This window comes from Pseudorhodoferax sp. LjRoot39, assembly GCF_964253035.1.
In the GTDB taxonomy this organism is placed as follows: Bacteria; Pseudomonadota; Gammaproteobacteria; order Burkholderiales; family Burkholderiaceae_C; genus Pseudorhodoferax.
On the sequence record NZ_CAXUQL020000001.1, the window covers coordinates 5,603,784 to 5,626,383 of the forward strand.

Below are 22,600 nucleotides of genomic sequence, written 5' to 3' on the forward strand. Positions count from 1 at the left end.
TCAGTGGGCTGCCACGGGTTGCGGGATCACGACCGTCGCGGGCCTGGCGTTGAGCATGGTCATGACCATGTTCCAGGCCATCACCAGCATGCCGCCCAGGTACAGCAGGCCGCCCAGCAGGCGCACCGCGTAGAACGGGTACGTGGCCTTGACGGACTCGGCGAAGGTGTAGGTCAGCGTGCCGTCGGCGTTGACGGCGCGCCACATCAGGCCCTGCATCACGCCGGCGATCCACATCGCGGCGATGTACAGCACGATGCCGATGGTGGCGGTCCAGAAGTGCAGCTCGATGGCCTTGACGCTGTACATCTGCTTCTGGCCGAACAGGCGCGGGATCAGGTAGTACAGGCTGCCCATGGTGATGAGCCCGACCCAGCCCAGCGCGCCCGAGTGCACGTGGCCCACGGTCCAGTCGGTGTAGTGGGAAAGCGCGTTGACGGTCTTGATCGACATCATCGGGCCCTCGAAGGTGCTCATGCCGTAGAACGACAGGGCCACGATCAGGAAGCGCAGGATGGGGTCGTCGCGCAGCTTGTGCCAGGCGCCCGACAGCGTCATGACGCCGTTGATCATGCCGCCCCACGAAGGCGCCAGCAGGATCAGCGAGAACACCATGCCGACCGACTGCGTCCAGTCCGGCAGGGCCGTGTAGTGCAGGTGGTGCGGGCCGGCCCACATGTAGGTGAAGATCAGCGCCCAGAAGTGGACGATGGACAGCCGGTAGCTGTAGACCGGGCGCTCGGCCTGCTTGGGAATGAAGTAGTACATCATCCCGAGGAAGCCCGCCGTGAGGAAGAAGCCCACGGCGTTGTGGCCGTACCACCACTGCACCATCGCGTCCTGCACGCCGGCATAGGCCGAGTAGCTCTTCCAGAAGCTGGCGGGCATCTCGGCGCTGTTGACGATGTGCAGCAGCGCCACGGCGATGATGAAGGCACCGTAGAACCAGTTGGCCACGTAGATGTGGCGCACCTTGCGCGTGCCGATGGTGCCGAAGAACACGATGGCGTAGGACACCCAGACCACGGCGATCAGCACGTCGATGGGCCACTCCAGCTCCGCATACTCCTTGCCCGTGGTGTAGCCCAGCGGCAGCGTGATGGCGGCGGCCACGATCACGGCCTGCCAGCCCCAGAATGTGAACGATGCGAGCCAGCCGCCGAACAGCCGGACCTGGCAGGTGCGCTGCACCACGTAGTAGGCCGTGCCGAACAGCGCGCTGCCGCCGAACGCGAAGATCACTGCATTGGTGTGCAGCGGCCGCAGCCGGCCGTAGCTGAGCCATGGAATGCCCAGGTTCAGTTCCGGCCAGGTCAGCTGCGCGGCGATGATGACGCCCACCAGCATGCCCACCACCCCCCACACCACGGCCATCACGGAAAACTGGCGCACGACGGCGTCGTTGTAGACCGCGGCCGGGCTCGTCGATTGATTCATCGCTGCCTCTCTTGAACGCTTTTTCAGCACTGCGGGGCAGTGTCGGACGGGGCCGGCAGGGGCGCTTTGATGCATGTCAAGCGACATGCAGGTGCCGCACGGCACCCGGGCCGCGCCCTACACTGCGGGCCCGATCCGAGAACCGACGGCATGTCCACACCCCACACCGACCCGCCGCGCTACCTCAGCGTGGGCGAGGTCGCAATGCGCAGCGGCGTGGCGGTGTCCGCGCTGCACTTCTATGAATCCAAGGGGCTCATCAGCAGCGTGCGCACCGAGGGCAACCAGCGCCGCTTCACGCCCGGCGTGCTGCGCTACATCGCCATCGTCAAGGTCGCGCAGCGCGCGGGCATTCCGCTGGAGGAGGTGCGCCAGGCCCTGGGCGAGTACCGACCCGAGGTGCGCGTGACGGCCGCGCAATGGCGTGCCGTGGCCTCGCGCTGGCGCCGTGCCATGGACGAACGCATCCTCCAACTGCAACGCCTGCGCGACGAACTGGACAGCTGCATCGGTTGCGGCTGCCTCTCGCTCAAGGACTGCCCGCTGCGCAACCCGGGCGATGCGCTGGCCCAGCAGGGACCAGGGCCGCGCATCCTGGAACGCCCTCTGCGTTGAGCTGCGCCGCCCGCCTGGCCACGCGCCACTGGCGCGGCGGCACCACAGCGAATAACCCTGCCGCTTGACCTCAAGTTCACTTGAGGTCTTACAAACGCGGTCGACCGCCAGGCGCCGGGCACGTTGCCCCGCCTGCAGCGGCAGGGAGAACACAAGATGCAAGAACCATTGCCGGACGCCGCGCGCGTCCGCAGGCCCGCCGCGTGGAAGGCGCTGGCCACCGTCGCGGTCGCGGCGGCGCTCGTGGCCGCCGCGCTGGCCGCCTGGCGCGCCAGCCGCCCCGCCCCACCCGCCTGGTCCGGCGGCGCCCCGATCGATGTGGCGGCCACCACGCTGCAGGCCGAGACCGCGCCGCGCACGCTGCAGGCCCTGGGCGAGCTGCGCGCCGTGCGCCAGGTCATGCTGCCGGCCGAGGTGGCGGGCCGCGTGGCCGCGATCCGTTTCGAGGCCGGCCGCACGGTGCAGGCCGGCCAGCTGCTCGTGCAGCTGGACGACGCGACCGAGCAAGCCGACCTCGCCGCGGCCCAGGCCCAGGCGGCCTTCGCGCGCCAGCAGCTCGCGCGGGCCCATGCGCTGGCGGCCACGGGTGCGCTCGCGCAGGAGGTTCTGCAGCAGCGCCAGGCCGAGCACGACCAGAGCGCGGCCCGGGTGCTGCAGCTGCAGGCACGCATCCGCCAAAAGCGCATCGAGGCGCCGTTCGCGGGCGAGCTCGGCCTGCGCCGCATCGACCTGGGCCAGTACCTGCAGCCCGGCGAGGCCGCCGTGAGCCTGACCGATCTCACCAGCCTGCAGGTGAACTTCGACCTGCCGCAGCAGGAACTGGGCAACGTGCGCGTGGGCCAGCCGCTGCTGCTGCACAGCGGCGCGCCGGACACCGCGCCCGTGCGGGCCCGCGTCAGCGCGGTCGAACCCCAGGTGGGCCGCGACACACGCAGCGCGACCGTGCAGGCCACCGTGCCGCGCACGTCCCACGCCCACCCCGGCCTGCGGCCCGGCATGTACGTCACGGTGGCGCTGGAGCTGCCGCCCGAGGCCGGTGCGCTGCTGCTGCCGGCCACGGCCGTGATGACCTCCTCCTCGGGCGACCAGGCGCTGCGCGTGCGCGCGCCCTCGGCCGATGGCATCGGCCAGGCCGAGTTCGTGCCCATCACGCTGGGCCGGCGCATCGGCGAACGCGTGGTCGTGGCGCAGGGCCTGGTGGCCGGCGACGTGGTCGTGACCGAGGGCCAGCTGCGCGTGCAGCCTGGCAGCGCGCTGCGCGTGGTGGCGGCTTCGTCGGCTTCGGCCGCGCAGAGTGGAGGCCAGCCATGAGCACCGCCGGGCCGCCCCAAGGCGCGCAGCGCGAAGCTTCATCCACAGGCTTCACCGACCTGTTCATCCGCCGCCCCATCCTGTCGGTCACGCTCTCGGCCCTGATCCTGCTGACCGGCCTGGCCGCGCTGTTCTCGCTGCCGATCCGCCAGTACCCGCAGATGGAGAGCGCCACCATCGTCGTGGCGACCAGCTACCCTGGCGCCTCGCAGGAGGTCATGCAGGGCTTCGTCACGACGCCGCTGGCCCAGGCCATCGCGAGCGCGAGCGGCATCGAGTACCTGTCGTCCACCTCCACACCGGGCCGCAGCGAGGTCAAGGCCAAGCTGGTGCTCAACGCCAACGCCGACCGCGCCATGACCGAGGTGCTCGCCAAGGTGCAGCAGGTCAAGTACCGGCTGCCCCAGGGTGCCTTCGACCCCGAGATCCGCAAGATCACGGACGGGGTCTCGGCCGTGCAGTACCTGGACTTCTCGAGCCCGCAGCAAAGCATCCCCGAGATCACGGACTTCATCGCGCGCGTGGTGCAGCCCATGGTCACGGCCGTGCCGGGCGTGGCCTCGGCCGAGATCCTGGGCGGCCAGACCTATGCCATGCGGCTGTGGGTGGACCCCGTGCGGCTGGCCGCGCGCGGGCTCACGGCCGCAGACCTGGCCTCCGCCCTGCGCGCCAACAACGTGCAGGCCGCGCCGGGCGCGTTGCGCGGCGCCGACACGTTGGTGCCGATCACGGCCGCGACCGACCTGCGCAGCGTGCAGGACTTCCGCGACATGGTGCTCAAGCGCGGCCCTGCCAGCGTGGTGCGCCTGGCCGATGTGGCCACCGTGGAACTCGGCGGCCAGAACGACAACAGCAGCTTCCTGGGCGACGGCCAACGCTCGGTCTCGCTCGGCATCGCGCCCACCCCCGACGGCAACCCGCTTCAGATCGTGCGCGGCGTCAACGCGCTGCTGCCCGAACTGCAGCGCGCCGCGCCGCCCGGGCTCGCGGTCGGCAACGTGTTCGACACGGCGCGCTTCGTCAACGCCTCGATCGACGAGGTCCTGCAGACGCTGCTGGAGGCCGTGCTCATCGTGGTCGTCGTGATCTTCCTGTTCCTGGGTTCGCTGCGCGCGGTCGCCATCCCCGTGGTCACGATCCCGCTGTCGCTGGTGGGCACGGCCGCATTGATGCTGGCCTTCGGCTTCTCGCTGAACCTGCTCACGCTGCTGGCCATGGTGCTCGCGATCGGGCTGGTCGTGGACGACGCCATCGTCGTGGTGGAGAACATCCACCGCCACATCGAGGAGGGGCTGTCGCCCGCCCACGCGGCGCTGGTCGGCGCGCGCGAGATCGTCTGGCCCGTGGTCGGCATGACGGTCACGCTGGCCGCCGTCTACGCGCCCATCGGCCTCATGGACGGACTGACCGGTGCGCTGTTCAAGGAATTCGCGTTCACGCTGGCTTGCGCGGTCATCGTCTCGGGCGTGGTGGCGCTCACGCTGTCGCCGATGATGAGCAGCTTCCTGCTGCGCCGTGATCTGTCGGCAGGCCGGCTCGCGCACCGCATCGAGCAGGCCATGCAGGCGCTGGCGGCCCGCTACGGGCGCCTGCTGGGCCATGCGCTGCAGGCGCGCGCAGCGGTGCTGCTGGCCTGCGTGCTCGTGTGCGGCGGCATCGTGGTGATGTTCCTGGGCGTGCAGCGCGAACTCGCGCCGGCCGAGGACCAGGGCTACGTGTTCGTCGCGGCGCGCGCGCCGCAGTACGCCAGCAAGGACTACACCGAGCGCGCGGGCCACGCGGTCGAGGCCTTGTTCCGCCAGCTGCCGGACTACCAGAACAGCTTCTTCACGAGCGGCACGAACGGGCAGAACAACGGCTTCGGTGGCGTGGTGCTCAAGCCCTGGGCGCAGCGCGAGATGGCGGCCAGCCAGGTCGAGGCCCAGCTCAACGCCCAGGCCGGCAGCGTCACGGCGGCGGCCGTCACGGCCTTCCAGGCCGCGCCGCTGCCGGCCGGCAGCGACGGCCTGCCCGTGCAGATGGTGCTGCGCGCGCCGGTCGCGTTCGCCGAGCTGCACCAGGCCCTGGAGACGCTCAAGGCCGCGGCCCGCGGCAACGGCCTGTTCGCCTACGTGGACAGCGACCTGGCCTTCGACAGCGCCCAGGCACGCCTGACGGTGGATGCGGCCAAGGCCGGCGAGATGGGCGTCAGCATGGGCGACATCGCCGACACGCTGGCCGTGCTGGTCGGCGAGAACGTGATCAACCGCTTCAACTGGTTCGACCGCTCCTACGACGTGATCGCCCAGGTGCCGCGCGCGCAGCGCCGCACGCCCGGCGACCTCACGGGCTACTACGTGCGCGCGGCGTCGGGCCAGCTCGTGCCGCTGGCCACGCTGGTGCAGGTGCAGGTCCGGCCCCAGGCCAACCGGCTGCCGCAGTTCAACCAGATGAACGCGGTCACGCTGTCGGCCGTGCCCATGCCCGGCGTGACCATGGGCCAGGCCGTGGACTTCCTGCGCGGCCAGCCGCTGCCCGCGGGCGCGCAGATCGACTGGCTGTCCGACAGCCGGCAGTTCGTGCAGGAAGGCAACCGGCTGCTGCTGTCCTTCGGCTTCGCGCTCGTGGTGATCTTCCTCGTGCTGGCCGCGCAGTACGAGAGCCTGCGCGACGCGCTCGTGATCCTGGTCACGGTGCCGCTGGCCATCTGCGGCGCGCTGCTGCCGCTGTGGCTGGGCTACGCCACGATGAACATCTACACGCAGATCGGCATGGTCACGCTGATCGGCCTGATCTCCAAGCACGGCATCCTGATGGTCTCGTTCGCCAACGACATCCAGCGCCAGGACGGGCTCGGGCCGCTGGCGGCCATGCACAAGGCGGCCGTGATCCGCATGCGGCCCGTGCTCATGACCACGGCCGCGATGGTGGCCGGCCTGCTGCCGCTGCTCGTGGCCAGCGGCGCCGGCGCGGCCAGCCGCTTCGCGATCGGCGTGGTCGTGGTGTCCGGCATGCTGGTCGGCACGCTGTTCACGCTGTTCGTGCTGCCCGCGGTCTACGCGCTGCTCGCGCGCGACCATGGCGCGCAGGCGGCCTCGCCGCGTGCCCGCGCGCTGGCGCTGGCATCCGCGCAAACGGAGGTGCGCCATGTCTGAGCACCGGCTGCTGCGCCCCACCGCCACCACCCTCGCCCTGGCCCTCGCGCTGCTGGCCGCCGGCTGCTCCTTCGTGCCGGCCTACGAGCGCCCGGCCACGCCGCTGCCCGCGCACTGGGACACGCAGGCCGCCGCCACGGCCGCGGCGCCGCCCTCCCCCGCAGCCATGCCGACCTGGCAGGATGTCGTGGCCGACCCGCAGCTGCGCGCGCTGGTCGCGCGGGCGCTGGCGAACAACCGCAGCCTGCGCCAGACCCTGCTGGACGTGCAGGCGGCCCGCGCGCTGTACCGCGTGCAGCGCGCCGAGCAGTTGCCCGGCCTGCAGGCCGAGGCCGGAGGCCAGCGCCAGCGCCAACCCGAGGACCTGCGCACGCCGGGCACGCCCGCCGTGCAGAGCATCCTGCAGGCCGGCGTGGGCCTGGCCGCGTTCGAGCTGGACCTGTTCGGCCGCGTGCGCGCGCTGTCCGACGCTGCGCTGCAGGAGGTCCTGGCCACCGAGGAGGCCGCGCTCGGCGCGCGCGTGAGCCTCGTGGCCGAAGTCGTCCAGGCCGCTGCGGCGCGCCAGGGCGCGCAACAGCGCCAGCAGCTGGCCCGCCAGACGCTGCAGGCGCGCGAGCGCGCGCTGGACCTCGTGCTGCAGCGGCAGGCGGCGGGCGCGGCCACCGCGCTCGACGTGCAGGAGGCCCGGGGCCTCGTGCATGCGGTGGCGGTCCAGCACGAGCGCATCGCGCGCGAGGAGCGCCAGGCCGGCCATGCGCTCGCGCTGCTCGTGGGCGATCCGGGCGGCGTGCCGGCCACCGGCGACGGCCCGCTGCTGCGGCAGGATCTTGGCGCGGGCCTGCCCTCGGAGCTGCTCGCGCAGCGGCCCGACATCCGCGCGGCCGAGCACCGCCTGCGTGCGCGCAATGCCCACATCGGCGCGGCGCGCGCGGCCTTCTTCCCGCGCATCGCGCTGACCGGCCTGTTCGGCAGCGCGAGCGCGGACCTGTCCGGCCTGTTCAGCGCGGGGCAGCGCAGCTGGTCGTTCGCACCGCAGCTCACGCTGCCGCTCTTCGACGGCGGCCGCAACGCTGCCAACCTGGACCTCGCGCTGCTGCGCAAGGACCAGGCCGTGGCCGCCTACGAGCTGAGCATCCAGACGGCCTTTCGCGAGGTGGCCGACGCACTGGCGGCCACCGAGACGCTGCGGCGCGAGGAAGCCGCGCAGCGCGCGCTGGTCGACACCAGCCGCGAAGCCCTGCGCCTGGCGCAGGCGCGCTGGCAGAGCGGCGCCGACGACCACCTGCGCTACCTCGACGCCCAGCGCAGCGCGCTCGCGGCGCAGATGGACTGGATCGCGGTGCACACCGCGCACCAGATCGCGCTGGCCACGCTGTTCCGCGCGCTGGGCGGCGGCTGGCAGGCCGCGGCCTCCTCCTGAATCCCTTGTCCCACCAACCTGAAAGGAAACCCCATGGAACACCAACTTCCCCCTCTGCCGTACGCCATCGATGCGCTGGCACCCCACTACTCCAAGGAAACGCTGGAGTTCCACCACGGCAAGCACCACAACGCCTACGTCGTGAACCTGAACAACCTGCAACAGGGCACGGAGTTCGAGAACCTGACGCTGGAAGAGATCGTCAAGAAGTCCAGCGGCGGCATCTACAACAACGCGGCCCAGATCTGGAACCACAGCTTCTTCTGGAGCTGCATGAAGCCGGCCGGTGGCGGCGAACCCAGCGGCAAGCTGGCGGACGCCATCAACGCCAGGTGGGGCAGCTACGCCGCGTTCAAGGAAGCCTTCGTCAAGTCCGCCGTGGGCAACTTCGGTTCGGGCTGGACCTGGCTGGTCAAGAAGGCCGATGGCTCGGTCGACATCGTCAACACCGGCGCCGCCGGCACGCCGCTGACCACCGCCGACAAGGCACTGCTGACGGTCGACGTCTGGGAGCACGCCTACTACATCGACTACCGCAACCTGCGTCCCCAATTCGTCGAGACCTTCCTCGACAAGCTCGTGAACTGGGCGTTCGCACAGGCCAATTTCGGCTAGTCGCGCAGGATGCGCTCGCCCTCGGCTTCGATGTCCTCGAACTGGCCGCGCTCGATCGCCCACCACAGGCCGCCGAGGATGCAGAAGACCAGGACCACGGACAGCGGAATCAGCAGGAACAGGATGTCCATCAGGGGCTTTCGGTGGCGGGGCGCGCCAGATGCACAGGTGCGGGCGGCTCCTGCGCATTCTGCGCGTCCGGCGGGGCCGAGGCCAGGCGCAGCGCATTGAGCACCACGAGCAGCGAGCTCACCGCCATGCCCAGGCCGGCCAGCCAGGCCGGCATCCAGCCCGCCACGGCCAACGGCACGCTGACCGCGTTGTAGAACGCGGCCCAGGCCAGGTTCTGGCGCACCACGGCCATGGTCCGGCGCGCGAGCGCCAGCGTGTCGGCCACGGCCATCAGCCGGCCGCCCGGCACCACGAAGTCGGCCTGGGCCTGGGCCAGCGGCACGGACTGGCCGAAGGCGAAGGACACGTCGGCGCCCGCCAGCACCGGGCCGTCGTTGAGCCCGTCACCGACCATGGCACTGTGCCGACCCTGCCGCTGCAGCGCGCGCAGGGCCTGCAGCTTGTACTGAGGCGAGCACGCGCCGCGCGCCTCGCCGATGCCAAGCTGCGCAGCGACACGCGCCACGGCCGCGTCCGCATCCCCGGACAGCAGCTGCACCGCCACGCCCATCTGCGCGAGCCGTTGCACCGTGGCCGCCGCATCGGCGCGCAGGTCTTCATGCAGCACGAAGGATGCCAGCATGCCCTGCTCGTCGGCCAGCCAGGCCATGGTCTCGGCGCCAGGCGGCGCCGCGATGCCGCAGTGCGCGGCCGAACCCAGGCGCAGCACACCGGGCCAGGGCCAGCCGTTGCGCAACAGGCGCCCGCGCAGGCCCAGTCCGGGTTCCTCGCCGAGGTCGGTCACCTGCCACTGCTCCACGTGCGCGCCGCCCTGCCCGGCCGCCGCGAGCGCGCGCGAGGCCGGGTGCAGCGAGTGCGCGGCCAGCGCCGCGGCCATGGCCAGCGCCTGCGCGCGGTCGATTCCGGCGCGGGTCTGCACGGCGCCCAGCACGAGCGCATCGCGCGTGAGCGTGCCGGTCTTGTCGAAGACCACGGTATCGACCTGCGCCAGCGCCTCCAGCGCCTGCAGCCGGCGCACCAGCACGCCGCGGCGCGCCAGCGTCCCGGCCGACGCGAGCATCGCGGCCGGCGTGGCCAGCGAGAGCGCGCAGGGGCAGGTCACGATCAGCACGGCCACGGCGACCATGAGCGCGTGGCCAGGGTCGTGGCGCCACCAGAACAGCGCCGCGCCCAGTGCCGCCAGCAGCACCACCAGCAGGAAGGGCCGCGCGATGCGGTCGGCCAGCTGCGCCAGGCGCGGCCGCGAGCGCGCCGCCTCGTCCATGAGCGCGGCGATCTCGGCGAAGCGCGTGTCGGTGCCGGCGGCCGTCACGCGCACGCACACGGCCGCCGCCAGGTTGTAGCTGCCGGCCAGCACGCGCGCACCCGGGCCGCGCGCCACGGGGCGCGACTCACCGGACAGCAGGGCTTCGTCGACCAGCGTCTCGCCGTCCAGCACCAGCGCGTCGGCCACGAAGGCCTCGCCGGGCCGCACGTGCAGCACGTCGCCCACCACCACGCGGTGCGCGGCCACCTGTTCGCGACGTCCGTCCGCGCCCTCGCGCTCCACGCCTTCGGGCAGGCGCTGCAGCAGCAGGTCGAGCGCGCCGCCCGTGCGGTCGCGCAGGCGCGATTCCAGCCAGCGGCTGCCGAGCAGGAAGAACACGAACATGGTCAGCGAATCGAAATAGACCTCGGCGCCGAAGATGCCGTCCGGCTCGAAGGTGCCCCAGCTGCTGACGACGAAGGTGATGAGGATGCCCAGCGTGACGGGCGTGTCCATGCCCACGCGACGCAGGCGCAGGTCGCGCAGCGCAGCCCGGAAGAACGGCCCGCACGAGAACAGCATGACGGGCAGGCTCAGCACCCAGGCGGCCCAGCGCAGCAGCGCCTGCGCGTCGGCCGAGATCTCGCCGGGCGCCGCGGTGTACGCGGGCCAGGCGTACATCATGACCTGCATCATGCACAGCCCGGCCACGAGCCAGCGCCACAGCACCAGCCGGGCTTCGCGCCGGCGCTCGGCGCGCAGCGCGAGGTCGGCCAGCGGCACGCCGCGGTAGCCGGCTCGGCGCACGGCCGCGAGCCATTGCGAGGGCCGCGCCTGGCCCGCGCGCCAGACCACGCGCGCGCGCCGGCTGGCCGCGCCGACGTCGGCCGCCAGCACGCCGGGCACGGCGCGCAAGGCCTCTTCGACCGTCAGCGCGCAGGCCGCGCAGGTCATGCCCTCGATGGCCAGGCTGGACTCCCAGGCGCCGCTGCCATGCTCGCCTGACGGGCGGCTGAACGCGGCCCATTCGCCGGGGTCGTCGATCCAGTCCAGGCCGCGCGGCACGGCGGGCGGCGCAGGTTCCGCGGCAAACGAGGGGCTGGACAGCATGGCTCCTAGCGTAGCCAGCACCTATTCCCCACGTCTTGACGTACATCAACCCATTCCGGCGCAGGCCGCCTATGCTGAACACACCACTTCAAAGGAGAAACACCATGTACCAACGCATCCTTGTTGCCACCGATGGTTCGGAGTTGTCGCAAAAAGCCGTCGACAGTGCGCTCGACCTGGCCGCCAAGCTCGGCGCGGCCGTGGTCGCCGTGAAGGTGGTGCCGCCCTATCCGCACAGCTACTTTGACGGCGCGATGGCCATCGACCTGAAGGAGATCGAGCGCACCGAGGCCAACTGGAAGGCCGCCGCGCTCAAGGACCTGGAGGCCGTGCAGTCCGCCGGCGTGCCCAGGAACGTCACCGTGACGCCCGTGGTGGTGCGCGGCGACCAGGTCTCCGAGGCCCTGATCGCCACCGCGCAGAAGCACCACTGCGACCTGATCGTGATGGCCTCGCACGGCCGCCGCGGCGTGAGCCGGCTGCTGCTGGGCAGCGAGACCCAGCATGTGCTGACGCACTCGCACATTCCGGTGCTGGTGCTGCGCTGAACGGGGTGGCGCAAGAACTGGGGTAGATTCCCCGAGAACCGCGGCGATCGCCGGATCGCCCCGGTCCTCGTGTCGGTTCGGCTCGCCCGTGGCGGCGAAGGGAGTCTGCCTGGATGTCGGTCCTGGGTCTGCAGCGTGCACAACTGGTGGCAAGCGTCTACGAAGCCGCCCTCGATCCTTCGCGTTGGGGCGGCTTCCTGTCCGAACTGGTGTTCGCGACGGGCTCCACCACCGGCATCATCTGGGGCCATGATTTCAGCCAGCGCACCGTCACCGTGCCGGGCCGGACCAGCGACACGCTGTTCTGCTCGGTCGGTTTCTCCGAGCAGGCGCTGGCGCAGTTCGACGCCCACTACGGCGCGCTGAACGTCTGGCTGCAGAACCCTGCGCTGCATGTGGGCGGCACCGTGGTCCACGGCGAGATGCTGTTTCCGAACAGCCAGCTCAAGAAGACCGAGTACTGGGCCGACTGGCTGCGGCCGCAGGACCTCTTCTACTCGTCCGCCGCGATCGTCGAACGCACGCCGGACCGCTCGCTGAACGCCACGGTGTGCCGGCCCGAGGGCGCAGGCCCCTACAGCGCCCAGGAGCTGGGCATCCTCGCGGAACTCATGCCGCACCTGCAGACCGGCTTCGCCCTGCACCGCAAATTCCGCGACCTGGACGTGCTGGCCGGTGCCTCCACCGCGGTATTGGACCGCATGCCCCTGGGCGTGGCGCTGTTCGACGAGTCCGGCGCCCTGGTCCACCACAACATCCGTGCCAAGCAGCTGCTGGCCGAGTCCAGCGACATCCTGGCCGTGCGCGGCGGCCGGCTGGTCTGCAGCCGCCCGCGCGAGAACGACAGGCTGGCCGCGTTGCTGCGCGCCGCCGTGCGCACCGGCCTGGCGGAATCCGGTAGCGCCGGTGGCGCCGTGCGGCTGCAACACTCCGGCGGCGACACGCTGCATCTGTTCGTCACACCGCTACCCTCCTGGTCCGGGCCGTTCGGGCTGCGCGCTGCGGCGGCTGTCTTCCTGAGCCGGCCCGACGGCAGCATAGGCGCGTTGGCCAAGGCCTTGCAGCAGGTCTACCAGATGACGCCGGCCGAATGCCGCCTGACCGAGGCGCTGGTCAATGGCCTGTCCGCCAAGGAGTACGGCGCGCAGGCCGGTGTCTCCATCAGCACGGTGCGCACGCAGATCCGCACGGCCACGGCCAAGGTCGGTGCACGCCGCCAGGTGGACCTGGTGCGCACGGTGCTGCTGGGGCCGGCGGCGCTGTCGCGGTCGGCCGAGCTCTGGTGCTGAGGCCGCGCCGGTCCTCACTGCGCCAGGAAACCCCCATCCACCGCGAGCACATGGCCCGTGACCATGGAAGCCGCGGGGCTGGCCAGGAACAGCACGGCATGCGCAACCTCGTCGGGCTCGGCGAGCCGGCGCAGCGGCGTGACATCGCGGATCCGTTGCATCACCTCGGGCATGGACTCCAGCTGGCCGATGAAGCCCGTGCGCGTCCAGGTCGGCGCAACCGCGTTGACGCGGATGCCCTGCCCGGCCCATTCCACGGCCAGCGCGCGTGTCATGTTCACGAGCCCGCCCTTGGTGGTCTGGTAGGAGATGTTGGGGTACAGGCCGCCGCCCGACATGCCCATGATGGACGCCATGTTCACGACGCTGCCGCCGCCGGCCGGCATGAAGCGCGCGGCCTCGCGCGCGCAGACGAAGGCGCCCGTGAGGTTGACCGCGACGACCTGGTTCCATTCGGCGATGTCCAGCTCCTGCGTGGACTTGCGGACCGCCGTGCCGGCGTTGTTGACCAGGATGTCGATGCGGCCGGTCTGTTGCGCGATGGCGGCCATGGTCTGCGCCACAGCGGGTGCATCCGCGACGTCCAGACCGAACGCCAGCGCACCGGCGATGTCGGCCGCCACCCGGGCCGCCGCCTCGGCGTCGCGGTCGACCACCACCACGCGCGCGCCGGCCGCCGCCAGCAGTTGCACGCAGGCCAGTCCGATGCCGTTGGCACCGCCAGTCACGACGGCCACCTGGCCGTCCACGCGGAATCGATCGAGGCTGGCTGGCGCTGTCATCGCAGGTCCTTGTCTCTGGAGTGGCGACGATGATAGCGACGCCACCTGTGCGTCACGCAGCCGGGGCCAGCGACGGCGCGACGTGGCGCATGGCGCGCTCCACATAGTCCTCCTTCTCGCCCACCGGCGCCACGTAGTGCATGGCCTCGCGCGCGGCGGCCTCGCCCTGCAGCCGCGCGATCAGCCAGCAGGCCAGGTACTGCGAGGCCAGGCAGCCGCCGGCCGTGGCCACGTTGCCGCGCGCCACGAAGGGCTGCTCCAGCACGGCGATACCAGCCTCCTGCACCCAGGGTTTGGTGGTCAGATCGGTGCAGGCCGGCAGGCCCTGCAGCAGGCCCAGCCGCGCCAGCACCAGCGTGCCCGAGCATTGCGCGGCCAGCAGCTGGCGTGCCGGATCCAGCCGCAGCTGCGCCATCAGCGCGGCATCGGCCACCACCTCGCGCGTGCGCACGCCGCTGCCGACGACGACGGCATCGGCCGTGCAGGCCTGCGCCAGCGTGGCCTGAGCCTGCAGCACCACGCCGTTCATCGAGCGCACAGACGGCATGGGGCTGGCGATGGAGACGCGCCAGCCCGGCGCCTTGACGCGGTTCAGGATGCCGAGCGCGATCAGCGAATCGAGTTCGTTGAAGCCGTCGAAGGTCAGGATGGCGATGTGCATGGTGTGAGCCGTGGGGTTGCAGATGCTGCCATGCTAGGCACATCACTCAATACAATCAAAAAATTGTATTGAATACATTGGGGTGCCCGATGGTCCAGGCCCGCTACAAATCCGTGGTCGATGCGCTCGCCGCCGAGATCCGCGCCGGCCACCTGGCGCCCGGCACGCGGCTGCCCACGCACCGGCAGCTGGCCGCGCGCGAGGGCCTGGCGCTCGTGACGGCCACGCGCGTCTACGCCGAGCTGCAGGCCATGGGCCTGGTCAGCGGCGAGGCCGGGCGCGGCAGCTTCGTGCGCGAGGCCGCGCTGCCGCCCGGCCTGGGCATCGACCAGCAGGCCACGGCGGCCGGCATGGTCGACCTCAACTTCAACCACCCCGCCCTGCCCGGCCAGGCCGAGTTGCTGCGCGCGGCGCTGCGCCAGCTGGCCGCGGCAGGCGACCTCGACGCGCTGCTGCGCTACCAGCCGCACGGCGGGCGGCCGCACGAGCGCGCCACGGTGGCCCGGCACCTGGCGCTGCGCGGGCTGGCGGTCGCGCCCGAACAGGTGGCCATCGTCGACGGCGCCCAGCATGGCCTGGCAGTCACCGTGATGGCCCTGCTGCAGCCCGGCGACGTGGTGGCCGTGGACGCCCTGACCTACCCGGGCTTCAAGCTGCTGGCCCAGGCGCACCGGCTCGAACTGGCGCCGCTGCCGGCCGCTGGTGCCGGCCCCGACCTGGACGCGCTCGCAGCGCTGTGCCAGCGCCGCCGCGTGCGCGCCGTCTACGCCATGCCCACGCTGCACAACCCGCTGGGCTGGGTCATGGGCCTGGTCCGACGCCGCCAGCTCGTGGCCATCGCGCGCCGCCATGGGCTGCTGCTGATCGAGGATGCGGCCTATGCCTTCCTCGCGCCCAGTCCGCCCGCACCGCTGGCCGCGCTGGCGCCCGAATGCACGGTCTACGTGTCCGGCCTGTCCAAGAGCGTGGCCACGGGCCTGCGCGTGGGCTTCGTCGCCGCGCCTGCGGACTGCATGGCGCGCATCGAACGCGCCATCCGCGCGACGACCTGGAACACGCCCGGCGTGATGACGGCCATCGCCTGCGGCTGGATCGAGGACGGCACCGTGCTGCGGCTCGAAACCGGCAAGTGCGCGGACGCCGCCGCGCGGCAGGCGCTGGCTGGCCAGGCGTTCGCCGGGCTGCGCCCGGTGCGACATCCGCACGGCTACTTCGTCTGGCTGCCGCTGCCCGCGGAACAGCGGGCCGACAAGGTGGCGCAGGCCCTGCTGCACGAAGGTGTGGCGGTGTCCACGGCCGAGCCGTTCTCGGCCGGCGGGCAGGTGCCGCATGCGCTGCGGTTGGCCCTGGGATCGGTGCCGCTGGACGCGCTGGGCACGGCCCTGGCCACGGTGCGCCGGGTGATCGACGCACAGCCGCTCTGACCGCCCCCCGGTCAGGCCGCGTCCGGCAGCAGCAGAATCTTGCCCACGCTCTGCCCCGATTCCATGCGCCGGTGCGCCTGGGCGGCCTCGGCCAGCGGGTAGCGGCTGTCGATCACGGGCCGGACGCTGCCATCCGCCAGCGCGGGCAGCCAGCGCGCGGCGAAGCGCTGCACCATGGCCTGCTTGACCGCGGGCGGGCGCGACTTCATCACCGTGCCGAAGATCTGCAGGTGGCGGAACAGCAGCAGGTCCATCGGCAGGGGTGCTGGCTCGGCGCCGCCCAGCAGGCCCACGACGACCAGGCGGCCGCCCGGCGCGAGCGAACGCAGGTTGCGCTCCAGGTAGGGCGCGCCGACGAAGTCGATCACCACGTCCACGCCCTGGCCCGCGGTCTCGCGCGCCACGACGGCCTGGAAGTCCTCGCCGCGGTGGTCGATGAAGACATCGGCGCCGAAGCCCGCCACGGCCGCGCGCTTGTCGCCGCCGGCCGTGGCGAACACGCGCGCACCGGCCGCATGCGCCAGCTGCACCGCGGCCGAGCCGACGCCGCCCGCCGCCGCATGCACCAGCACCGATTCGCCGGCCTGCAGCCGGGCCAGGTGGAACAAGGCCTCGTGCGCGGTCACGAAGACCTCCGCCACCGCGCCCGCATCGGCCAGTGCCAGGCCCGGCGGCACCGGCATGGCCATGCGGTGGTCGATGCGCGAATACTCCGCGTAGGCACCGCCGCCCACGATGCCCATCACGCGGTCGCCCACGGCGAAGCCCTGCACCTGCGGCCCGGCCTCCACCACGGTGCCGGCGATCTCCAGGCCCATGGTGTCTGCGTCGCCGAAGTGGGCGCGTCCATAGGCGCCCTTGCGGTGCGCGATGTCGGCACGGTTCACGCCGATGGCGGCATTGCGCACCAGCAGGTCGTGCGGGCGGAGTTCGGGGCGCGGGACGGCGCGGGCCACGAGCACTTCGGGGCCGCCGAAGTGGTCGAAGACGATGGCTTGCATGGTGAGGTGTGTCATGGCTGCGCAGCTTAGGCCCGGACAGCGCATGCAAAGCGCAGCGATTCCGCTCTACAGTGCTGCAAATCTGCATCACCACAACAGCCATGAACTGGGACGACGCCCGCATCTTCCTCGCCGTGACGCGCCAGCCTTCTCTGCGCGCGGCGGCGCGCAGCCTGGCCATCGACCAGGCCACGGTGGGACGGCGCCTGAATGCACTGGAAGCCGAGCTCGGCGCCAAGCTGTTCCTGCGCGCCCGGGACGGCTACCTGCTCACCGCGGCCGGCGAAGCCGCGCTCCACGCGGCACGGCGCATGGAGACCGCGGCCCTGGACCTGCGCAGCAAGATCGAGGGCCAGGACGAGCACCCCGCGGGGCTGGTGCGCGTGACCAGCTCGGACACCATCGCGGCGGAGTACCTGCTGCCCGCCATCGCCCGCCTGCAGCAGCGCTGGCCGCAGATCCGCGTGGACCTGGAGGTCTCCACCCAGGTGCTCAACCTCGGCCGGCGCCAGGCCGACATCGCCCTGCGCAACGTGCGGCCCGAAGCGCCGGACCTCGTGGTGCGCCGCGTGGCGTCCTGGCCCGTGGGCCTGTTCGCCAGCGCCGCCTACCTCGCACGCTACGGCGAACCCCGAGCCGAGGACGAGCTGCGCGGCCACCAGGTCGTGGCCTACGCCCCCTACCTGGAGAACAAGGCCTGCGCGACCGTGGCCGAGGTGCCGGCACGCCAGGCCCGCATCGCGATGGCGGTCAACTCCAGCCTGCTGCTGCGCAAGGCGGTCGCGGCCGGCATCGGCCTGGGCGAGATGCCGGTGCGCATGGGCGAGCGCGACGGCCTGGTGCGCGTGTGGCCGCAGCGCCGGCGTGCGGCCGACCACGAGGTCTGGCTGGTCATGCACCCGGATCTGCAGCGCACGGCGAGGGTCAGGGCGACGGCGGAGTTTCTGGTCGAGGCATTGGGGGCATCTGGTGACCGAGCGGCGCCTTTGTCCGTGACTGTTGGTGGGCCGGCGGGAGATGTGAATGGCAGCTGAGCGCCCATTGCTCTCCTTCGATCAACAGCCCTGAACGGCCGCTGCGAGCGCCCGTTGCCCTTGCCTTCGGCCGTGCCGACCACGGTGGGCTGCGGGTCCAGCGCGTCGAAGGCGCAGTTCGCGCTATTGGCGCTTCGTGCCCTGGGTGTTCTGACCCACGCTGCCTGGACGCACGGCAGTTCACACATTCACAACATACATTTTATATCTCCATATATTATGTGACCCGTAAACAAAGAACTGCCATGCCCTCCGCCCGCGTCCTCATCGATCCCGAAGCCCTGCGCGCAGCCGCAGGCACGGCCGTGGCCACGCTCAAGGTGCTCGCCAACGAAGACCGGCTGCTGCTGCTGTGCCAGCTCTCGCAGGGCGAGATGTGCGTGAGCGACCTGGAGGCCACGCTGGGCATCCGCCAGCCCACGCTGTCGCAGCAACTCGGCGTGCTGCGCAACGAGGGCGTGGTCGAGACGCGCCGCGAAGGCAAGCAGATCTTCTACAGCGTGGCCGACAGGAACCTGCTCAAGGTGTTGGAGCTGCTGTACCGCCTCTACTGTCCCAAGGAGTGACCCCACCATGACCATCGCCTGGAACGCCTTCACGCCCTATGCCGCATTGGCAGGGGGCGCCCTCATCGGTCTGGCGGCCGCCATCTTCGTGCTGTTCAACGGCCGCATCGCCGGCATCAGCGGCATCCTGGGCGGGCTGCTGCGGCCCGCGTCGGGCGGCGTGGGCTGGCGGCTCGCCTTCCTGGCCGGGCTGGTCGGCGCACCCCTGGTCTACGCGCTGGTCACCGCCCTGCCCCGCCCGCAGATCGACGCCGGCTGGGGCGCACTGGTCGCCGCCGGCCTGCTGGTCGGCGTGGGCACGCGCTACGGGTCGGGCTGCACCAGCGGCCACGGCGTGTGCGGGCTGTCACGCCTGTCGCCGCGCTCGCTGGTGGCCACGCTGTCCTTCATGGGCGCGGGCTTCGCCACCGTCTACGTCATCCGCCACCTGCTGTCCGCCTGAGGAGCACGCCATGCCCATCATCACCGCCCTGCTCGCCGGCCTGGTCTTCGGCCTGGGCCTCATCCTCTCCGGCATGGCCGACCCAGCCAAGGTGCTGGGCTTCCTGGATCTCGCCGGGGCCTGGGACCCGTCGCTGGCGCTGGTGATGGCCGGCGCCATCGCCGTCGGCCTCGTGGCCTTCACGCTGGCCAAGAGCCGCACGCGCAGCCTGCTCGGGCTGGAGATGCAGTTGCCCCAGGGCAGCCGCATCGACCGGCGCCTGGTCGGCGGTGGGCTGCTGTTCGGCATCGGCTGGGGCATCGCCGGCTTCTGTCCGGGGCCCGCGCTGGTGGCCCTCGGCATGGGCGAGGCCAAGGCCGCCGTGTTCGTGCTGGCCATGCTGGCCGGCATGGGGATCTTCGAGCTGCTGGAGCGCCGGCCGGCCGGTCCGTCCGCCCCCGCCCAGCCGGCGCGGTGAGCGCCGCGGTCGCAGGCAGCTGGCTCGCGGTGCTGGCGACGCTGGCCCTGGTGCTGCTGTACGAAGCCGTGCTGGTGCTGCTGCAGCGCCGCCGCCCCGGGCAGGTGGCGTGCTCGGCGCATGCGCGCTTGCGGGAGGACTGGTTCCTCGCCGTGTCCGCCGCCAAGGGCTCCGAGGTGCTGGCGGTGCAGACGCTGCGCAACTCGCTGATGTCGGCCACCATGCTGGCCTCCACCGCCGCGCTGGCGCTGATGGGCACGGTCACGCTGGCCGCGCCCTCGCTGCACGCCATCGTGGACCACGCAGCGGACGTGGCGTCTCTCACCCTGGTCACGCCGCGCCTGCTGCTCGAACTCGTGCTGCTGTCGCTGCTGTTCGCCTCGCTGGTCTCCACGCTGATGGCCGTGCGCTTCTACAACCACGCGGGCTTCGTCGGCGGCATGCCGGTGGATTCCGAAGCCCGCGTCCGCTGGACGCCGCTGGGCGTGCGCTACGTGCGCAAGGCCGGCCTGCTGTACGGCTTCGGGTTGCGGCAGCTGGTGCTGGTGGCACCCGTGGTGGCAGCCATGCTGCACCCGTTCGCCGGGCCGGTCGCGGCGCTGGTGGTGGCATGGGTGCTGTATGCGTTCGACCGGGTGGCCGCCGAGTCGCAGGGCATCGGGGACGCCTGAACGCCCCTCATCCCAACCCCAGCGCCTTGAGCCGCCGGTACAGGGTGCGTTCGCTCAGGCCGAGCTGTTGCGCAAGTTGCTTGCGCGTGCCGCGCAGCGTGGCCACGGCGTGGCGGATGGCGGCCTCGTCCACCTCGGCCGCAGCGCCTGGAGCCGGTGCCACGGCGGCGGCAACGGCCTGCGGCGGCACGGCACCCAGCGACGGCGGCAGATGCGCCACGCGCACCACCCCGTCGTCGGCGAACAGCCGCGCGCGTTCCAGCACGTTGCGCAGTTCGCGGATGTTGCCGGGCCAGGCATGGGCCTGCAGCCGCGCCATGGCGGCCGGCTCCACCACCAGCCGTGGCTGGCCGGCGGCAGCGCGCTGCAGGAAGGACTGCACCAGCAGCGCGATGTCGTCCAGCCGCTCGCGCAGCGGTGGCAGCGCGATGGGGAAGGCGCTGATGCGGTAGTACAGGTCCTGGCGGAAGCGGCCGTCCTCCACCATCTGCTGCAGCGGCTTGTGCGTGGCCGCCACGAGGCGGAAGTCCGACTGCAGCGTCTCCAGCCCGCCCACGCGGCGGAAGGTGCCGGACTCGATCAGCCGCAGCAGCTTGACCTGCATGGCCAGCGGCACGTCGCCCATCTCGTCGAGGAACAGCGTGCCGCCCTGCGCCGTCTCCACCAGGCCGGGCTTGCGCGCATGGGCGCCCGTGAAGGCGCCCTTCTCGTAGCCGAAGAGTTCGCTTTCGAACAGCGTCTCGGTCAGGCCCGAGCAGTCCACCACCACGAAGGGGCCGCGTGCGCGCGGGCTGGCCTCGTGCACGGCACGCGCGAACAACTCCTTGCCCGTGCCCGACTCGCCCAGCAGCAACACGGGCAGCATGGACGGCGCCACGCGCTGCACGGCCTCGATGGCGGCGTTGAAGGCGGGCGACTGGCCCACCAGGCCCTCGCCGCTGGGCCGTGCCGAGGCGCTGCGCACCGTGGCCAGGCGCTCCACGTAGGCCACCACCTCGCGCCGCGCATCGAGGATGGGGCGCAACTCCACATCCACATGCTCGGGGCCGCGCGGCGTGTGGTGGATGTGCAGCACGCGGTCCGGCCCCTTCTGCTCCAGCGCCTTCTTCATCGGGCAGTGCTCGCCGGCCTGGTCGCAGGGCACGTCGTAGTGGTGCGAGACGCGGTAACACTTCTCGCCCAGGTAGGGCTTGCCCACGGCGCCGAACTGGCGCTGGTAGGCGGTGTTGGCGGCCAGGATGTGGTAGCCGGGGTCGAGCACGATCATGGGCTGGGCCTCGTGCTCGAGGTAGGACAGCAGGGCCTGCATGGGGGCGGCGGTGGGCGTGTCGTTGTCGTGCGGCATGGTCGTGATTGTGCGGCGGGACTGCCACGTCTGACACATGACTGCCATATGACTGCCAAAACACTGCCAGATCTCGACTGCCAAGTTACCCCGTCACGGCCTCGCCCATCAGCACCTCAGAAAGTTCAATCACATCAACCACTTGCAGGAGCCGCCTGCAAATACCCGGCTGGCATGCCTCTTGATATGGGTAATGCACCGCTGCCCTGCGTGCAGCACAACCCACCCCAAGGAGACCCCACCATGAAGACCAATGCAGGCACCCTGGACCGCACCCTGCGCATCGTCGCCGGGCTTGCGCTGATCGCCCTCGCCGCCACCGGCACGGTCGGGCCGTGGAGCTGGATCGGCGTGGTGCCGCTGCTGACGGGCGCCATCGGCAACTGCCCGCTCTACAGCCTGCTGGGCATCAACACTTGCCGCGTCCGGAACTGAGCCCATGCCCGCCCGCCCCACCCTGCAGGTCGAAGGCTTCTTCGACGAAGCGACCTCCACCGTCAGCTACATCGTGCTGGACCAGGCGACGATGCAGTGCGCCATCGTCGACAGCGTGCTGGACTACGACCCCAAGTCCGGCCGCACGGCGCACGCCAGTGCCGACAAACTGATCGCCCGCGTGCGCGCACTCGGCGCCAGCGTGCAGTGGCTGCTGGAGACACATGTGCATGCCGACCACCTCTCGGCCGCGCCCTATCTGAAGCAGGCGCTGGGTGGGCGCACCGGCATCGGCCAGCACATCACCACCGTGCAGAAGGTGTTCGGCGGGCTGTTCAACGCGGGCGAGGGTTTCGCGCAGGACGGCCGCCAGTTCGACCACCTGTTCGCCGACGGCGAGACCTTCGCCATCGGCGCACTGCAGGCGCGCACCATGCACACGCCCGGCCACACGCCGGCCTGCATGACCTACGTGGTGGGCGACGGCACGCAGAGCGCCGGCTTCGTGGGCGACACGTTGTTCATGCCCGACTACGGCACGGCGCGCTGCGACTTCCCCGGCGGCGACGCGCGCACGCTGTACCGCAGCATCCACCGGGTGCTGAGCCTGCCGCCCGAGACAAAGCTCTACATGTGCCACGACTACCAGCCCGGCGGGCGCGAAGTGAAATTCGTCACCACCGTGGCCGAACAACGCGAGGCCAACATCCACGTGCGCAACGGCATCGGCGAGGACGCCTTCGTCGCCATGCGCCAGGCCCGCGACGCCACGCTGGCCATGCCCGTGCTGATCCTGCCCTCGGTGCAGGTGAACATGCGCGCCGGTGAACTTCCGCCGCCCGAGAACAACGGCACGCGCTACCTGAAGATCCCGCTGAACGCGCTCTGACCGCCGCTCGTCCACAACAACACGCAACGGAGACAG

At 71.5% G+C, this 22,600-nt stretch carries 22 protein-coding genes; 15 read left to right on the top strand and 7 right to left on the bottom strand.

Features of this window, described 5'->3' with window-relative positions:
* Entirely contained in the window at positions 1-1,437 is a 1,437-nt protein-coding gene (ccoN, locus tag ACSQ4M_RS26065) for a cytochrome-c oxidase, cbb3-type subunit I (RefSeq protein WP_436192297.1), read from the bottom strand.
* Positions 1,438-1,587: 150 nt separating this feature from the next.
* Between ccoN and soxR the strand changes: the two genes are divergently transcribed.
* The 5 genes from soxR (at position 1,588) to ACSQ4M_RS26090 (ending at position 8,532) form a co-directional block, all read left to right on the top strand.
* The gene (soxR, locus tag ACSQ4M_RS26070) at positions 1,588-2,052 is read left to right on the top strand and encodes a redox-sensitive transcriptional activator SoxR (protein ID WP_436192298.1); all 465 of its coding nucleotides are present in this window, start codon (positions 1,588-1,590) and stop codon (positions 2,050-2,052) included.
* A 156-nt stretch (positions 2,053-2,208) separates the two neighbouring features.
* The gene (locus ACSQ4M_RS26075; RefSeq protein ID WP_436192299.1) at positions 2,209-3,363 is read left to right on the top strand and encodes an efflux RND transporter periplasmic adaptor subunit; all 1,155 of its coding nucleotides are present in this window, start codon (positions 2,209-2,211) and stop codon (positions 3,361-3,363) included.
* A complete protein-coding gene (locus ACSQ4M_RS26080) occupies positions 3,360-6,497 on the top strand; it encodes an efflux RND transporter permease subunit (protein WP_436192300.1) in 3,138 nt (1,045 codons plus the stop codon). The genes ACSQ4M_RS26075 and ACSQ4M_RS26080 overlap by 4 nt, the downstream gene beginning before the upstream one ends.
* Positions 6,490-7,917 (top strand): efflux transporter outer membrane subunit, encoded by a 1,428-nt coding sequence (locus ACSQ4M_RS26085; RefSeq protein ID WP_436192301.1) that lies wholly within the window; start codon positions 6,490-6,492, stop codon positions 7,915-7,917. Before ACSQ4M_RS26080 ends, ACSQ4M_RS26085 begins: the two co-directional genes overlap by 8 nt.
* 33 nt (positions 7,918-7,950) lie before the next feature.
* Positions 7,951-8,532: a superoxide dismutase gene (locus ACSQ4M_RS26090; RefSeq protein WP_436192302.1), complete on the top strand. Its 582-nt coding sequence runs from the start codon at positions 7,951-7,953 to the stop codon at positions 8,530-8,532.
* On the opposite strand, the gene ccoS is transcribed toward ACSQ4M_RS26090, so the two are convergent.
* A complete protein-coding gene (gene ccoS, locus ACSQ4M_RS26095) occupies positions 8,529-8,663 on the bottom strand; it encodes a cbb3-type cytochrome oxidase assembly protein CcoS (protein WP_056899354.1) in 135 nt (44 codons plus the stop codon). The two genes, ACSQ4M_RS26090 and ccoS, sit on opposite strands and share 4 nt — an antisense overlap.
* Complete coding sequence (locus ACSQ4M_RS26100; protein ID WP_436192303.1) at positions 8,663-11,020, bottom strand: heavy metal translocating P-type ATPase; 2,358 nt, start codon at positions 11,018-11,020, stop codon at positions 8,663-8,665. The genes ccoS and ACSQ4M_RS26100 overlap by 1 nt, the downstream gene beginning before the upstream one ends.
* 104 nt (positions 11,021-11,124) lie before the next feature.
* Between ACSQ4M_RS26100 and ACSQ4M_RS26105 the strand changes: the two genes are divergently transcribed.
* Both ACSQ4M_RS26105 and ACSQ4M_RS26110 read left to right on the top strand, forming a co-directional pair.
* Complete coding sequence (locus ACSQ4M_RS26105) at positions 11,125-11,568, top strand: universal stress protein (protein ID WP_436192304.1); 444 nt, start codon at positions 11,125-11,127, stop codon at positions 11,566-11,568.
* Between the two features lie 113 nt (positions 11,569-11,681).
* Positions 11,682-12,857, top strand: a complete 1,176-nt coding sequence (locus ACSQ4M_RS26110; protein ID WP_436192305.1) for a helix-turn-helix transcriptional regulator — start codon at positions 11,682-11,684, stop codon at positions 12,855-12,857.
* Positions 12,858-12,871: 14 nt separating this feature from the next.
* On the opposite strand, the gene ACSQ4M_RS26115 is transcribed toward ACSQ4M_RS26110, so the two are convergent.
* A complete protein-coding gene (locus ACSQ4M_RS26115) occupies positions 12,872-13,639 on the bottom strand; it encodes an SDR family NAD(P)-dependent oxidoreductase (RefSeq protein ID WP_436192306.1) in 768 nt (255 codons plus the stop codon).
* A gap of 52 nt (positions 13,640-13,691) precedes the next feature.
* Positions 13,692-14,300 (bottom strand): DJ-1/PfpI family protein, encoded by a 609-nt coding sequence (locus tag ACSQ4M_RS26120; RefSeq protein WP_436192307.1) that lies wholly within the window; start codon positions 14,298-14,300, stop codon positions 13,692-13,694.
* A gap of 89 nt (positions 14,301-14,389) precedes the next feature.
* Between ACSQ4M_RS26120 and ACSQ4M_RS26125 the strand changes: the two genes are divergently transcribed.
* Positions 14,390-15,724 (top strand): PLP-dependent aminotransferase family protein, encoded by a 1,335-nt coding sequence (locus tag ACSQ4M_RS26125; RefSeq protein WP_436192308.1) that lies wholly within the window; start codon positions 14,390-14,392, stop codon positions 15,722-15,724.
* Positions 15,725-15,735: 11 nt separating this feature from the next.
* Here ACSQ4M_RS26125 and ACSQ4M_RS26130 read toward each other — a convergent pair whose 3' ends face one another.
* Entirely contained in the window at positions 15,736-16,725 is a 990-nt protein-coding gene (locus ACSQ4M_RS26130) for an NAD(P)H-quinone oxidoreductase (RefSeq protein WP_436192309.1), read from the bottom strand.
* Positions 16,726-16,826: 101 nt separating this feature from the next.
* On the opposite strand from ACSQ4M_RS26130, the gene ACSQ4M_RS26135 reads away from it, so the two are divergent.
* The 5 genes from ACSQ4M_RS26135 to ACSQ4M_RS26155 all read left to right on the top strand — a co-directional run bounded on the left by ACSQ4M_RS26135 (position 16,827) and on the right by ACSQ4M_RS26155 (position 19,895).
* Entirely contained in the window at positions 16,827-17,759 is a 933-nt protein-coding gene (locus tag ACSQ4M_RS26135; protein WP_436192310.1) for a LysR family transcriptional regulator, read from the top strand.
* 245 nt (positions 17,760-18,004) lie between these two features.
* Positions 18,005-18,325 carry a metalloregulator ArsR/SmtB family transcription factor gene (locus ACSQ4M_RS26140; RefSeq protein ID WP_436192311.1) on the top strand — a complete coding sequence of 107 codons (321 nt, stop codon included), beginning with the start codon at positions 18,005-18,007 and terminating at the stop codon, positions 18,323-18,325.
* A gap of 7 nt (positions 18,326-18,332) precedes the next feature.
* A complete protein-coding gene (locus ACSQ4M_RS26145; RefSeq protein ID WP_436192312.1) occupies positions 18,333-18,767 on the top strand; it encodes a YeeE/YedE family protein in 435 nt (144 codons plus the stop codon).
* A 10-nt stretch (positions 18,768-18,777) separates the two neighbouring features.
* On the top strand, positions 18,778-19,224 hold the full coding sequence (locus tag ACSQ4M_RS26150) for a DUF6691 family protein (protein ID WP_436192313.1): 447 nt from the start codon (positions 18,778-18,780) through the stop codon (positions 19,222-19,224).
* Positions 19,221-19,895 (top strand): DUF599 domain-containing protein, encoded by a 675-nt coding sequence (locus tag ACSQ4M_RS26155; RefSeq protein WP_436192314.1) that lies wholly within the window; start codon positions 19,221-19,223, stop codon positions 19,893-19,895. The genes ACSQ4M_RS26150 and ACSQ4M_RS26155 overlap by 4 nt, the downstream gene beginning before the upstream one ends.
* Before the next feature lie 7 nt (positions 19,896-19,902).
* Here the strand turns inward: ACSQ4M_RS26155 and ACSQ4M_RS26160 are convergent, their stop codons facing one another.
* Positions 19,903-21,240 (bottom strand): sigma-54 interaction domain-containing protein, encoded by a 1,338-nt coding sequence (locus ACSQ4M_RS26160; protein WP_436192315.1) that lies wholly within the window; start codon positions 21,238-21,240, stop codon positions 19,903-19,905.
* Between the two features lie 243 nt (positions 21,241-21,483).
* Here ACSQ4M_RS26160 and ACSQ4M_RS26165 point away from each other — a divergent pair, with 243 nt between their 5' ends.
* On the top strand, positions 21,484-21,675 hold the full coding sequence (locus tag ACSQ4M_RS26165; RefSeq protein WP_436192316.1) for a YgaP family membrane protein: 192 nt from the start codon (positions 21,484-21,486) through the stop codon (positions 21,673-21,675).
* 4 nt (positions 21,676-21,679) lie between these two features.
* Positions 21,680-22,564 (top strand): MBL fold metallo-hydrolase, encoded by an 885-nt coding sequence (locus ACSQ4M_RS26170; protein ID WP_436192317.1) that lies wholly within the window; start codon positions 21,680-21,682, stop codon positions 22,562-22,564.
* Positions 22,565-22,600: the final 36 nt, after the last annotated feature.